The sequence below is a fragment of the Nocardioides lijunqiniae genome, assembly GCF_015024225.1.
Lineage (GTDB): Bacteria > Actinomycetota > Actinomycetes > Propionibacteriales > Nocardioidaceae > Nocardioides > Nocardioides lijunqiniae.
In genome coordinates this window covers 106,467-119,104 of record NZ_JACJGM010000008.1, presented here as the reverse complement: position 1 = coordinate 119,104, position 12,638 = coordinate 106,467, and the positions used below count along the sequence as shown (strand labels likewise).

Annotated in this window: 14 protein-coding genes and 1 pseudogene; 11 read left to right on the top strand and 4 right to left on the bottom strand. The window is 72.9% G+C overall.

Annotated features, from left to right (window positions below; translation table 11 throughout):
- Nucleotides 1–29 precede the first annotated feature (29 nt).
- Complete coding sequence (locus IRQ30_RS07280; RefSeq protein WP_193612285.1) at nucleotides 30–1,199, bottom strand: ROK family transcriptional regulator; 1,170 nt, start codon at nucleotides 1,197–1,199, stop codon at nucleotides 30–32.
- A gap of 176 nt (nucleotides 1,200–1,375) precedes the next feature.
- Here IRQ30_RS07280 and IRQ30_RS07275 point away from each other — a divergent pair, with 176 nt between their 5' ends.
- Together IRQ30_RS07275 and IRQ30_RS07270 are read left to right on the top strand one after the other, a co-directional pair.
- A complete protein-coding gene (locus IRQ30_RS07275) occupies nucleotides 1,376–3,391 on the top strand; it encodes a glycoside hydrolase family 3 protein (protein ID WP_227467134.1) in 2,016 nt (671 codons plus the stop codon).
- A gap of 43 nt (nucleotides 3,392–3,434) precedes the next feature.
- Entirely contained in the window at nucleotides 3,435–4,505 is a 1,071-nt protein-coding gene (locus tag IRQ30_RS07270; protein WP_193612283.1) for an amidohydrolase family protein, read from the top strand.
- Nucleotides 4,506–5,495: 990 nt separating this feature from the next.
- Here the strand turns inward: IRQ30_RS07270 and IRQ30_RS07265 are convergent.
- Nucleotides 5,496–5,942, bottom strand: coding sequence for a hypothetical protein (locus IRQ30_RS07265; protein ID WP_193612282.1), 447 nt, complete (start codon nucleotides 5,940–5,942; stop codon nucleotides 5,496–5,498).
- 298 nt (nucleotides 5,943–6,240) lie between these two features.
- On the opposite strand from IRQ30_RS07265, the gene rpsP reads away from it, so the two are divergent.
- The 8 genes and pseudogenes from rpsP to IRQ30_RS07230 all read left to right on the top strand — a co-directional run bounded on the left by rpsP (nucleotide 6,241) and on the right by IRQ30_RS07230 (nucleotide 10,972).
- A complete protein-coding gene (gene rpsP / locus IRQ30_RS07260; RefSeq protein ID WP_193612281.1) occupies nucleotides 6,241–6,753 on the top strand; it encodes a 30S ribosomal protein S16 in 513 nt (170 codons plus the stop codon).
- Nucleotides 6,754–6,758: 5 nt separating this feature from the next.
- Nucleotides 6,759–7,001 (top strand): RNA-binding protein, encoded by a 243-nt coding sequence (locus IRQ30_RS07255; RefSeq protein WP_193608478.1) that lies wholly within the window; start codon nucleotides 6,759–6,761, stop codon nucleotides 6,999–7,001.
- A gap of 69 nt (nucleotides 7,002–7,070) precedes the next feature.
- On the top strand, nucleotides 7,071–7,619 hold the full coding sequence (rimM, locus tag IRQ30_RS07250) for a ribosome maturation factor RimM (protein ID WP_338089606.1): 549 nt from the start codon (nucleotides 7,071–7,073) through the stop codon (nucleotides 7,617–7,619).
- Nucleotides 7,616–8,293, top strand: a pseudogene (gene trmD, locus IRQ30_RS23285) (tRNA (guanosine(37)-N1)-methyltransferase TrmD); the annotation flags it as partial. The gene rimM and the pseudogene trmD, both read left to right, overlap by 4 nt.
- Nucleotides 8,294–8,311: 18 nt before the next feature.
- Nucleotides 8,312–8,785 (top strand): GNAT family N-acetyltransferase, encoded by a 474-nt coding sequence (locus tag IRQ30_RS23280; protein ID WP_338089610.1) that lies wholly within the window; start codon nucleotides 8,312–8,314, stop codon nucleotides 8,783–8,785.
- A 233-nt stretch (nucleotides 8,786–9,018) separates the two neighbouring features.
- A complete protein-coding gene (gene rplS, locus IRQ30_RS07240; RefSeq protein WP_193608475.1) occupies nucleotides 9,019–9,369 on the top strand; it encodes a 50S ribosomal protein L19 in 351 nt (116 codons plus the stop codon).
- Between the two features lie 39 nt (nucleotides 9,370–9,408).
- Nucleotides 9,409–10,248: a signal peptidase I gene (gene lepB, locus IRQ30_RS07235; RefSeq protein ID WP_193612278.1), complete on the top strand. Its 840-nt coding sequence runs from the start codon at nucleotides 9,409–9,411 to the stop codon at nucleotides 10,246–10,248.
- A 4-nt stretch (nucleotides 10,249–10,252) separates the two neighbouring features.
- The gene (locus IRQ30_RS07230; RefSeq protein WP_193612277.1) at nucleotides 10,253–10,972 is read left to right on the top strand and encodes a ribonuclease HII; all 720 of its coding nucleotides are present in this window, start codon (nucleotides 10,253–10,255) and stop codon (nucleotides 10,970–10,972) included.
- Here IRQ30_RS07230 and IRQ30_RS07225 read toward each other — a convergent pair.
- Entirely contained in the window at nucleotides 10,928–11,704 is a 777-nt protein-coding gene (locus IRQ30_RS07225) for a YqjF family protein (protein ID WP_338089605.1), read from the bottom strand. The genes IRQ30_RS07230 and IRQ30_RS07225 overlap by 45 nt on opposite strands.
- Before the next feature lie 69 nt (nucleotides 11,705–11,773).
- On the opposite strand from IRQ30_RS07225, the gene IRQ30_RS07220 reads away from it, so the two are divergent.
- Nucleotides 11,774–12,082 (top strand): DUF2469 domain-containing protein, encoded by a 309-nt coding sequence (locus IRQ30_RS07220; protein ID WP_134738610.1) that lies wholly within the window; start codon nucleotides 11,774–11,776, stop codon nucleotides 12,080–12,082.
- On the opposite strand, the gene IRQ30_RS07215 is transcribed toward IRQ30_RS07220, so the two are convergent.
- Nucleotides 12,079–12,558: a DUF5956 family protein gene (locus IRQ30_RS07215; RefSeq protein WP_193612276.1), complete on the bottom strand. Its 480-nt coding sequence runs from the start codon at nucleotides 12,556–12,558 to the stop codon at nucleotides 12,079–12,081. The genes IRQ30_RS07220 and IRQ30_RS07215 overlap by 4 nt on opposite strands.
- Nucleotides 12,559–12,638: the final 80 nt, after the last annotated feature.

Genomic DNA, 12,638 nt, shown 5'->3' with positions numbered 1-12,638 from the left:
GCTGTGCCGGCCGTGGCCGCCGTCCCGGCTCAGCCCGCGGCGACCCGGGCGATGGCCAGGGAGACGGCGCCGACGATCTCGGCGCGGTCGCCGAGCCGCCCCGCGGCAACGCGGACCGCGGCGGCGGTGTCGGGCTGGGCGTAGCGGTCGATCGAGGCGCGGATCCCGACCGCCAGCGACGACGACGTGCCGAGCGAGCCGCCGAGGAGCACCATCTCCGGGTTGAGGGCGTTGCACAGGTCTGCCAGCGCGCGCCCGACCGTGCGGCCGGCGTCGCTGAGCACCCGGCGTACGCCGGCGTCCCCGTCGTCGTCGAGCTCCAGCACGCGCTCGACGTCCAGCTCCTCGTCGTACGCCGGCTGGAGCACGTGCAGCAGGCGCGGCGCGGAGACGAGGGTCTCGAGGCAGCCCCGGTTGCCGCAGCGGCAGATCGGCCCGTCCTCGCCGACCTGCACGTGCCCGAGCTCGCCGGCGATGCCGCTGGTGCCGCGGTGGAGGCGGCCCCCCAGCACGATGCCGGCGCCGACACCGCTCGCGACCTTGACGTAGAGGACGTCGGCGAGCCCGCGGGCGGCGCCGCGCTCGACCTCGGCGAGGGCGCCCAGGTTGGCGTCGTTGTCGACGTAGACCGGCAGCCCGAGGCGGCGCTGCAGCTCCTCACCGGGGGAGAGCTCGCGCCAGCCGGGCAGGATGCCGGTGCTGACCCGGGCCGAGCGACGATCGAGCGGCGCCGGCACGCACATGCCGGCGGCGTGCACCTCCGAGCGCTCGAGGCCGGCGGTGCGCAGCGCCGCGCGCACCATCGCGGCCGTGCGGTCGAGCGTGTCGGCCCCGTGGGTGTCGACGTCGACGGCGGCGCAGTCCTCGACCAGGACGTGGCCGGTGCGGTTGGCCACGGCCACGCGCACGTGCCGGTGGCCGACGTCGACCCCGACCACGCCGCCGCTGGGGGCGCTCAGCGTGACCAGCACCGGGGGCCGCCCGCTGCCGCCCTTGTGCGGGCGCGCCTTGTCGGTGGTCTCGGTGACCAGGCCGCCGTCGATCAGCTCGGCCACCAGGCTGGAGACGGTGGTGCGCGACAGGCCGGTGCCGCGCGCCAGGTCGGCGCGGCTCATCGGGCCCCCGGAGAGCAGCGAGGTGACCGCGCGGCGGTTGGCCGTGCGCAGTCGCTCGAGCGACCCGGTGCTGGGGGCGGTCATGCCGGAAGAGCCTAGGCACCTTTCGTCCGGAGAGCGCACTAAAAACCGACTGTTACGCGATCTTTACGCATTGACTCGGCCGATTGCCCGTTCCTACGTTGGCGATGCGCCCTCGGGGGCGCGCCCGGCGGGTCTCGGGACCCTCGGGTCTCCTGAACTCGGGCAAGGAGCATCGAATGTCAACGCACCTCTCTCCACCACGCACCCGCCGTACGCCGCGGCGCCGGGCCGCGTGCGGCGCCCTGGTCGCCGCCGCTGTCACCACCTCGCTGCTGTCGGCGCCGACGGCCGACGCCGAGGCACCCGTTCCGTCCTCGGCACCGCCGTCCGCATCGGGCGCCGAGCGGCTGCCGTACCAGAACCCCCGCCTGTCCACCCCGCGCCGCGTGGCCGACCTCCTCGGCCGGATGACGCTCGCGGAGAAGGTCGGCCAGATGACCCAGGCCGAGCGCGCCGACGTGATCGCCGACCCCAGCCTGGTGACGACGTACGCGCTCGGCAGCGTGCTGTCCGGCGGCGGCTCGGTGCCGGCGCAGAACACCCCGCAGGCGTGGGCCGACACCGTCGACACCCTGCAGCGCGCCGCGCTCGACACCCCGCTCGGCATCCCGCTGCTCTACGGCGTCGACGCGGTGCACGGCCACGGCAACCTCCAGGGCGCCACCGTCTTCCCCCACAACATCGGGCTGGGCGCCACACGCAACCCGCGGCTGCTGGAGAGGATCGGCCACATCACCGCGATCGAGACCCGCGCGTCCGGCCCGCAGTGGAACTTCGCGCCCTGCGTGTGCGTGGCCCGCGACGACAGGTGGGGCCGCACCTACGAGTCGTTCGGCGAGGACCCGCGGCTGGTCAAGCGCCTGGAGACCGTCATCGACGGCCTGCAGGGGCGGCCCGGTCAGCTGCACCGGCGCGACCGCGTGCTCGCCACCGCCAAGCACTACGCCGGCGACGGGCTGACCGACTGGGACACCGGCGAGGGCGACTACACCCTCGACCAGGGCATCAACCGCGTGTCGCGCCAGGAGTTCCGCCGGCTCGCCCTCTCGCCGTACCGCCCGGCGGTCCGGCGCCACCACGTCGGCTCGGTGATGCCGTCGTTCTCCTCGGTCGACTGGACCGAGGACGGTCTCGGCAACCCGGTCAAGATGCACGCCAACCGCGAGCTCCTCACCGACGTGCTCAAGGGCGACCTCGGGTTCGACGGCCTGGTGATCTCCGACTGGCTGGCCATCGGCCAGCTCCCCGGCACCTACGCCGAGCAGGTCGCGGCGTCCGTCAACGCCGGTGTCGACATGTTCATGGAGCCCGGTCGCTACCAGCAGTTCGTCACCACGCTGACCGCCGCCGTGGAGAGCGGTGCGGTGCCGATGAGCCGCATCGACGACGCGGTCTCGCGGATCCTGACGGCGAAGTTCGAGCTCGGGCTCTTCGAGAGGCCGATGACGGACCGCACCAACATCCGGACGATCGGCAGCGCGGCGCACCGTCGTGTCGCACGCCAGGCGGTCGCGCAGTCGCAGGTGCTGCTGCGCAACAAGCAGCGCACGCTGCCGCTGAGGCCCCGCCGCCAGCCGGTCTACGTCGCCGGCAGCAACGCCGACAACATCGGCAACCAGGCGGGCGGCTGGACCCTCACCTGGCAGGGCGGCTCGACGAACGTGATCCCCGGGCAGACGATCCTCGAGGGGATCCAGGACGCCACGGACGCGCCCGTCCGCTTCAGCGAGACGGCGTCGAGGCCGGTGCCGCGTGGCGCCGCGGGCGTCGTCGTGGTCGGCGAGACGCCGTACGCCGAGGGCTTCGGCGACGTCGGGGGACCCGAGTGGGCCTACGACCCCGGCGACAACGGGGTGCCGCGGCCGGAGCAGACGATGCTCCTGTCGAAGGCGGACAAGAAGGCGATCCGCACCGTCTGCGCCCGGGCGGCGAGCTGCACCGTGCTGGTGGTGTCCGGGCGCCCGATGGTGATCCCGCGGCCGCTGCTCACGCAGGTCGACGCGCTCGTCGCGTCGTGGCTGCCCGGGGGAGAGGGCGGCGGCGTCGCCGACGTGCTCTTCGGCCGCAAGCCCTTCACCGGCAGGCTGCCCGTCACCTGGCCGCGGTCGGTAGCGCAGGAGCCGATCAACGTCGGGGACGCCGACTACGACCCGCTCTACCCGTTCGGCTGGGGTCTGCGGACGCGTCGCTGAGGTCCCTGCCCGTCGTGCCCCGGACGCCGGTAGCGTCCGGGGCATGACGGTGACGAGGTTCCGGGGTCCGGTGCTGCCCGACGGCGAGGCGCGCGACCTGTACGTGGTCGACGGCCGCATCACCTACGAGGCCCACCCCGGTGCCGACACCGTGGCCGAGGGCTGGATCGTCCCGGGACTGGTCGACGCGCACTGCCACCTCGGCCTCGACGACCACGGGGCCGTCGGCGAGGCCACCACCGAGGAGCAGGCCGTCGCCGACCGCGACGCCGGCGCCCTGCTGATCCGCGACTGCGGCTCGGCGGCCGACACCGCCTGGATCCACGGCCGCGAGGACCTGCCCCGCCTGGTCCGCGCCGGACGCCACATCGCCCGCACGCGGCGCTACATCCGCAACTACGCCCACGAGGTCGAGCCGGAGGACCTCACGGCGTACGTCGTGCGGGAGGCGAAGCGCGGCGACGGCTGGGTCAAGCTGGTCGGCGACTGGATCTCCCGCGAGGAGGGCGACCTGGCGCCGTCGTTCCCGGCCGAGGCCTTCGCCGCGGCGATCGCCGCCGCGCACGAGCACGGCGCCAAGGTGACCGCGCACTGCTTCGGGCAGGGCGTGCTGCCGGGACTGGTCGAGGCCGGCATCGACTGCATCGAGCACGGCACCGGCCTGTCCACCGAGCTCGTGGTGGCGATGGCCGAGCGCGGCATCGCGCTGGTGCCGACGGTGATGCAGCTCGACAAGTTCCCGGAGTACGCCGAGGCCGGCGCCGAGCGCTTCCCCGACTACTCCGCGACGATGACCGACCTCTTCGCCCGCCGCCGCGACACGATCATGACCGCCTACGAGGCCGGCGTCAGCCTCTACGCCGGCTCCGACGGTGGCGGCGTGGCCCGCCACGGCAACCTCGCCGGCGAGGTCCTGGCGATGGCCGAGCTCGGCCTCCCCGCGGAGTACGCCCTCGGCGCCGCCTCCTGGCGCGGACGCGAGTGGCTCGGCTTCGACGGCCTCGAGGAGGGCGCGTCGGCCGACTTCGTCGTCTACGACCGCGACCCCCTCACCGACCTCACCGCCCTCCACGACCCCCACCGCGTCGTGCTCCGCGGCACCGTCGTCGCCTAGAAGCCTCCGCCGGTCTACCGCCGGTGGTTGAGGTGCGAGCGCAGCGAGCCTCGAAACCACACCTCCGGTGGTCGAGCAGCGAGGAGCGCCAGCGACGAGCGTCCGTCGAGACCCGGTGAGCCGACCGCGGACCGACCCTACGGTGGTTGAGGTGCGAGCGCAGCGAGCCTCGAAACCGCCCAACCGGTGGTCGAGCAGTGAGGAGCGCCAGCGACGAGCGTCCGTCGAGACCCCGTGAGCCGACCGCCGAGCTGACCCACGGTGGTTGAGGTGCGAGCGCAGCGAGCCTCGAAACCGCCCAACCGGTGGTCGAGCAGCGAGGAGCGCCAGCGACGAGCGCCCGTCGAGACCCCGTGAGCCGCACGCCCAGCGGCGACCCACGGTGGTTGAGGTGCGAGCGCAGCGAGCCTCGAAACCACACCACCGGTGGTCGAGCGCCCGTCGAGACCCCGTGACCCGACCGCCGAGCCGACCCCACGGTGGTTGAGGTGCGAGCGCAGCGAGCCTCGAAACCACCTGATGTGTGCGGGGCTGGTGTTGGCCCGCGCGCTAGCAGCCCGGGTCTCGGCGTCAAGGATCGCCTTCGGCGCCCGCTTCGCGGCGGCCTACGGCCGTCCTTGACTCCGAGCCTCTCCCGGGCTGCTGGGACGGCGCACGGGCGGCGACGGCTTCGCCGCGCCGCCCGCAAACAGCGCGGGCCCCGCTAATCGGTCACCTACGTCGGCAGTTCGAGCTCCGGGCGGAGGTCTTCACGCTCAGCTGGCCCGGGCTGGTGACCAACTGCCGACGCTGAGTGTCGGTTGTCGCACCACCAGTCACACCAGCCCCGGTCCGGCCCCGAGGAGATAGCCAGAGGTGCGGGGGTCTCGACGGGCGCTCGTCGCTCGCGCTCCTCGCTGCTCGACCACCGGTTGGGTGGTTTCGAGGCTCGCTGCGCTCGCACCTCAACCACCGGAGCTTGGCGTTCGGGGCGCCGGCTCCCGACGGAGGTCAGGCCTCGGAGCGGGGGCGGCCGGAGGCGAAGAGGACGGTGGTGACGATGAGGACGACGAGGCCGCCGCCACCGAGGAAGAGCGGGACGAAGATGGTGGCGAGGAGGCCGAGGACGAAGCTGTCGATGGCGGGGGCGGGGCCGACGATGACGGTGCCGTCGCCGGTGCAGGTGACCTCGACGGTGCCGGAGCCGGCGTCGAAGGTGGCCTGGCCGGTCCAGTCGTCTCCACCCTCGGAGCGGGTGAAGTTGCCGGTGACGGGGCGGGTGGGGACGGCGTCGCCCGTCTCGGGGTCGACGACCTCGCACTCCTGGGCGTAGGCGTCGTCGGTCCACAGCATCCGGCGCTCGTCGCCCTCGAGGCTCACGGTGGCCGTCCGTCCGTCGGCGCGCACGGTGGCGTCGGAGTCCAGGAACCCGCCGAGGGTCCACACGAAGAGGCTCACGCCCGCCACGACAGCGGCGACGAGGAGCGCGGCGCCGACCACGAACCACCATGTGCTCGGGCGTCGGCGGCGCGCCACCGGCGCGGGTCCGTACGGTGGGTGCGGTGGCGGGGTCACCGGCTCAGCCTGCCCGATTTCCTCTGGCTCGCGCACCTCTGGCAGAATCGGCCGCTGAGTCCTGCGCGCCCGGTCCCTCTCACCCGGACGCCGCAGAGCCCTTCGAAGCTGCGGCCCCGTGTGTTCCCCACCCGGAGCTGCCATCTTCACCCACCACGAACCTCAAGGAGACACCACAACCGTGGCCGTCAAGATCCGTTTGAAGCGCCTGGGCAAGGTCCGGGTGCCGCAGTACCGCATCGTCGTCGTCGACTCGCGCAAGAAGCGCGACGGCAAGGTGATCGAGGAGATCGGCAAGTACCACCCCAAGGAGGACCCGAGCTACATCAGCGTCGTGTCCGACCGGGCGGCGTACTGGCTGGGTGTCGGCGCGCAGCCGACCGAGGCCGTGGCCAAGATCCTCAAGATCACCGGCGACTGGCAGTCCCACAAGGGCATCTCCGGCACCGAGGGCACCCTCAAGGTGGCCGAGCCCAAGCGGGACAAGCAGGAGATCTTCAACGAGGCGCTGAAGGAGTCGGCCAACGAGCCGAAGGCCGAGGCGACCACCAAGAAGAAGGCCGAGAAGAAGTCCGAGAAGAAGGCCGAGCCGGCCGAGGAGACCACCGAGGCGCCTGCCGCCGACGAGGCCCCCGCTGCTGAGACCCCGGAGGGCGCGGCCGCTGAGGCCGAGGCCACCGAGACGAAGGCCTGAGCGCCATGCTCGCCGACGCGCTCGAGCACCTCGTCCGGGGTGTCGTCGACAACCCCGACGACGTGTCCGTGCGCGACAAGCAGCTGCGTCGCGGCTCGATCCTCGAGGTCCGGGTGCACCCCGACGACCTCGGCAAGGTCATCGGCCGCGGCGGTCGTACGGCGTCCGCGTTCCGCACCGTCGTCTCCGCCCTCGCGGGCAAGGCCGGCGCGCGGATCGACTTCGTGGACGTCGACCGGCGTCGCTGAACCGCTCGAACCGCTTGAATGGGTGCCGTCCTCCGGGACGGCACCCGTTCTGCGTCCAGGAGGAGATTCGTGAGCACCATCGACGTCGTCGTCGGCCGCATCGGCAAGCCGCACGGCATCCGCGGTGAGGTCACCCTCGACCTGCGCACCGACGAGCCGGAGCGACGCTTCGCCGCGGGCGCCACGCTCGAGCTGCAGAAGCCGACGGGGTCTGCGTTCCCGCACCGCACGCTCACGGTGACCCGCACGCGCTGGCACCAGACCCGGCTGCTGGCGACGTTCGAGGAGCTCACGACCCGCAACGACGCCGAGGCGGCGCGCGGGGTCATGCTCGTGGCCAGCGTCGACCCGGACGAGACGCCCGAGGACCCCGACGAGTACTACGACCACCAGATCGTCGGCCTGGCGGCGTACGACGTCGACGGGCGCGAGCTCGGCGTCGTCACCGCGATCGCCCACGGCGGTGCGCAGGACCTGCTGACCGTCACCACGCCCGACGGCCACGAGGGCCTGGTGCCGTTCGTCAAGGCGCTGGTGCCCGAGGTCGACATCGCGGCCGGCCGGCTGGTCGTCGCCGACCGCCCCGGGCTCGTGACGCCCCTGGAGGACGACGCGTGAGGCTCGACTACCTCACGATCTTCCCCGACTACTTCGCCCCGCTGGCGCTCTCGCTGCCCGGCAAGGCACGCGACAGCGGCCTGCTCGACGTGCACGTCCACGACCTCCGGCAGTGGGCGCACGATCGTCACCACACCGTCGACGACACCCCCTACGGTGGCGGGGCCGGCATGGTGATGAAGCCCGAGCCCTGGGGAGAGGCGCTCGACGCTCTCGACCTTGACGGGTCGGACGGCGTCACGCTCGTCGTGCTCACGCCCTCCGGCGCGCCCTTCACCCAGGCGGTGGCGCGCGAGCTCGCGACACGCGAGCGCTTGGTCTTCGCGTGCGGGCGCTACGAGGGCATCGACCAGCGGGTGCTCGACCACGCCGCCACCCGGGTCGAGGTGCGCGAGGTCTCCGTCGGCGACTACGTCCTCAACGGCGGCGAGGTGGCCGCGCTGGCCGTGACCGAGGCGGTGGTGCGGCTGCTTCCGGGCTTCATGGGCAACGCCGCGTCGCTCACCGAGGAGTCCCACGAGGACGGCCTGCTGGAGTACCCCGTCTACACCAAGCCCGTCTCCTGGCGCGGCCTCGACGTCCCCGACGTCCTGCTGTCCGGCGACCACGGGCGCATCGCCCGCTGGCGGCGGGACCAGGCGGAGCGGCGTACGGCGCAGCGCCGGCCCGACCTGCTCAGCCCGAGCACGGTCGTGGGGGAGTGGGAGATCGTCCCGGCCACCCGCGGCGACGCGGGGGAGCTGCTGACCCTGCAGCGCGCCTGCTGGCTGCAGGAGGCGGTCGCCAACGAGAGCGTGAGCGGCATCCCGGCGCTGCACGAGTCCTACGACGACGTCGTGTCGGGCATCGCCGAGTGGACGACCTTCGTGGTCCGCGTGGGCGGTCGCCTCGTCGGTGCCGTGCGCGGGAGGATGGAGGGCGCCGCCTGGGACATCGGGCGGGTCATGGTCGCTCCGGACCTGCAGGGCCGCGGCCTCGGGCGGGTGCTGCTGGAGCACATCCAGGCGGTCGCGCCGGCCGAGGCGACGTCGTACGTGCTGTTCACCGGGGCCCGCAGCACCGTCAACCTGCGGATGTACAAGAAGGCCGGGTTCCGGCTGCGGACCGACCTCCCCGCGCCCCCGCTCGCGGTGGTGCTCACCAAGCCACGGCCGCGGCCGCGCTGAGGGCTCCGGTGGGGGCTGCGGTGAGGGCCGGCCGATTTCCAGCGCGGGCCGGCGTTGTGGCAGACTCGACCCTCGGTCCAAGTCGGCCGAAGGTCCGCTCCGAAGCACACCCGGAGGGACCGCGTCGGGCTCCTGCCACAGGGGGAGCCTCGCGCCGCCGGCCAGCACGGCTTGACCACACCGTTCGACCCATCCGATACCGCGGCTGACCTGTGGCACTCGCGAGGAGAATCATGACCAACCTCATCACCGACCTGGCCAACGCCAGCAAGCGCGACGACGTCCCCGCCTTCCGGGCCGGCGACACCATCAAGGTCCACGTCAAGGTCGTCGAGGGCAGCCGCTCGCGTGTCCAGATCTTCCAGGGCGTCGTCATCCGCGTCCAGGGCTCCGGCATCGGCCGCACCTTCACCGTCCGCAAGGTCTCCTTCGGCGTCGGCGTCGAGCGCACCTTCCCGCTGCACTCCCCGATCTTCGAGGAGGTCGAGGTCGTCACCCGCGGTGACGTGCGTCGCGCGAAGCTCTACTACCTGCGCAACCTGCGCGGCAAGGCCGCCAAGATCAAGGAGCGCCGCGACGTCTGAGCCGGCGTTCCTCTCGGAACTCCTCTCTAGACTCTGCGCGTGAGCCACGACCGGGACGAGCCCCTCGACCTCGACGGGCCCGACGACCGGACCGATGGCGTCGCCGTGCGCGAGAACGACCTCTCCGAGGCCGACGACGCGCACGGCGACGCCGAGGCTCCCGAGCGCCGTCGCCGGCTCCCCATCTGGCAGGAGACCATCCTGCTGCTGGGCGTCGCGGTGGTGCTCGCGATCGTCATCAAGGCGCTGTTCGTCCAGGCGTTCTACATCCCGTCGGAGTCGATGGAGCCCGGCCTGGTCGAGAACGACCGGATCCTGGTCCAGAAGGTCTCCTACTGGTTCGGAGGCTCCCCGTCGCGCGGCGACGTCGTCGTCTTCGAGGATCCGGGCGGCTGGCTCGACGCCGCCGACAGCGCCGGCCCGACCAACGTCGTCGGCAAGGCCATGGAGAAGATCGGCCTGTACCCCTCCGGCGGCCACCTCGTGAAGCGGGTCATCGGCGTCGCCGGCGACACCCTCGAGTGCTGCGACGACGAGGGTCGGCTGCTGCTCAACGGCAAGCCGCTCGAGGAGGACGACTACGTCCAGGCCGAGCAGGGCGTCGAGTGCCGCGGCCCCATGCCGGGGTGCGACTGGAAGGTCGGCCCGATCCCCGAGGGGCAGCTGTTCGTGATGGGCGACAACCGCAACCACTCCAGCGACTCCTCGGCCCACCTGTGCACCGCCAGCATGACCGACTGCACCCTCAACCCCTACGTCGACGCCGACCTCGTGGTCGGCAAGGTCTTCGTGCTCGCGTGGCCGCGCGACCGCTTCGACTGGCTCGACCGGCCCGAGACCTTCTCCGACGTCCCGGCGCCCACCACGTCGACGAAGTGACGTCGTGAGCCAGCTGCCACGGGGCCTGACGGTCCGTCGCGACGCCGGTCTCTACGGCTACGAGCGGGCGCTGCGCCGCCACGGGATCGAGCCCATCGCGGGCGTCGACGAGGCCGGTCGTGGCGCCTGCGCGGGCCCGCTGGTGGCCGGCGCGGCGATCCTGCCCGCCGGCAAGGCCGGCATCATCCCGGGCCTTGCCGACTCCAAGCTGCTCACCGAGAAGGCTCGCGAGCGCTGCTACGAGCAGGTCGTACGTCGCGCGTCCGCGTGGGCGGTCGTCGTGGTCAGCCACGAGGAGTGCGACCGGCTCGGCATGCACGTCGCGAACGTCGAGGCGCTGCGCCGGGCCGTGGCGCTGCTGGACCTGCCGCCGGCGTACGTCCTGACCGACGGGTTCCCCGTCGACGGACTCGGCGTGCCGGGCCTGGCGGTCTGGAAGGGCGACCAGGTCGCGGCCTGCATCGCGGCGGCGTCGGTGCTGGCCAAGGTGACCCGCGACCGGCTGATGACCGAGCTCGACCGCGAGTGGCCGGCCTACGACTTCAAGACCCACAAGGGCTACATCACCGAGGTGCACTCCGCGGCCCTGGAGGAGCACGGCCCCTCGCCGGTCCACCGGATGCGCTTCGTCAACGTACGGCGAGCGGCCGGCCTGGAGCCGGCCCTCGGGGAGCCCCTCTCAGATCCGCTGGGGCAGCCCGAAGGTCGTGCGCACGCCGGGTGAGAACAGCACCGAGTCGGGCGGTCCGTCGGTGAGGCCCGGCAGCCCGGCGTCGGCGACGAGCTGGTCGTCGAGGTGGGTCAGCCGTGCCTGGTGCAGGGGCCACGGCCCGTGGGTGTTGGGCACCCACCAGGTGCGCCCGAGCGCACGGGTGTGCAGCCCGAACCGGGCGGTCAGGAAGAGGTGCAGCCCGGTCGGCTCCGCCACCGGCTCGCCCACCACGACCTCGATGCGGGTGCGCGGCCGACGTCCGGTGCGCCGGCGCGACTCGTAGGACACCCAGGCGCCCGTCGGGTCGCCCGCGAGCAGGGGGGTCCCCGACATCCGAGCCCACTTGTAGGGCACCCCGAACGACGCGACGGCGGCCGCCGACACCACGGCCCGCTCCGCCTCGAGCGAGGCGAACACCACGCCGCGACGCCCGGCGTCGTCGACGCCGTACAGCCGGACGTTGGTCTCGAGGAAGTCGCCCAGCCACGGCACCGCCCGGGTGTCGCCCAGTCCGGCCCCGACCATGCGGAACGGGATCAGCCCCACCCAGGTGCTGCCGTCGTGCACGTCCGGGCGCACGCCCGGCGGCATCAGCGGCGCCACGACGGCCGGATCGGCCCTCCAGTGCAGGAACGTGATGTCGCGCCACCACTGGTGCATGATCTGCCGCGTCGGCAGCGGCGGCCCCTGGTCGACGATCTCCTGCGGTGTCGACCGCGTCCCGTCGCTCCCGGCTGTGGCCACACGTCTACGATGCCAGTGCGGTGGGCATCCGGACCGCGCGCGACCCGACGACGACCCGCAGGAGTGCAGATGAGCGCCGAGGAGCTCGAGAAGTACGAGACCGAGCAGGAGCTCACCCTCTACCGCGAGTACCGCGACGTCGTCGGCATCTTCAAGTACGTCGTCGAGACCGACCGCCGCTTCTACCTGTGCAACCAGGTCGACGTGAAGGCCCGCACCGAGGCCGGTGACGTCTTCTTCGAGGTCTCGATGACCGACGCGTGGGTCTGGGACATGTACCGCCCGGCCCGCTTCGCCAAGAACGTCAAGGTCCTGACCTTCAAGGACGTGAACGTCGAGGAGCTCAACACCTCGGAGATCGACCCGCCCAAGGGCTAGCCGCTCCGCGGGCTCCGCAGGCCCTCCCGGGCGAGGATCTCCTCGAGGACACCGAGCTCGTCGGCCGGCGTCTGGTCCGTGCCCTCGAGCCGCTGGTTGATCTCCCACCACCACTCGCGGACCGACTCCTCGAGCCCCTGCCCTGGAGGCAGCCGCAGGTACCAGCGCCTGCCGCGCGGCCGGGCAGGCACGCCGGCGTCGGCGAGCAGGTGGTCCAGGTCGTCGTCGACGTCCGCCTGCTCCTGCGGTGTGCGGGGTCGGGTCCAGGTGTCCTGCGTCCCCGACTGCTCCCGCGTGACCCGCGCCAGCGGCGGGTCCCCGGCCGGTGAGCTCGCGGCCCGGTCGCGGCGCAGGCACCAGAGCGCGAGGACGGCGAGGCCGTACTCGTCCACCTCGTGCCAGGCCTCCCCGTGCGCGGCGGCGTCGGGGGGGCGCTCGAGGAACGGCACCTCCTGCCAGGGACTGCTTCCGCTCATCTGGCCAGGATGACGGCCGCTCGCCGATCCGGGAAGACCCCGTCCGGGCCACCTTCCGTCCACAGCCGGGTCCTGCCGTG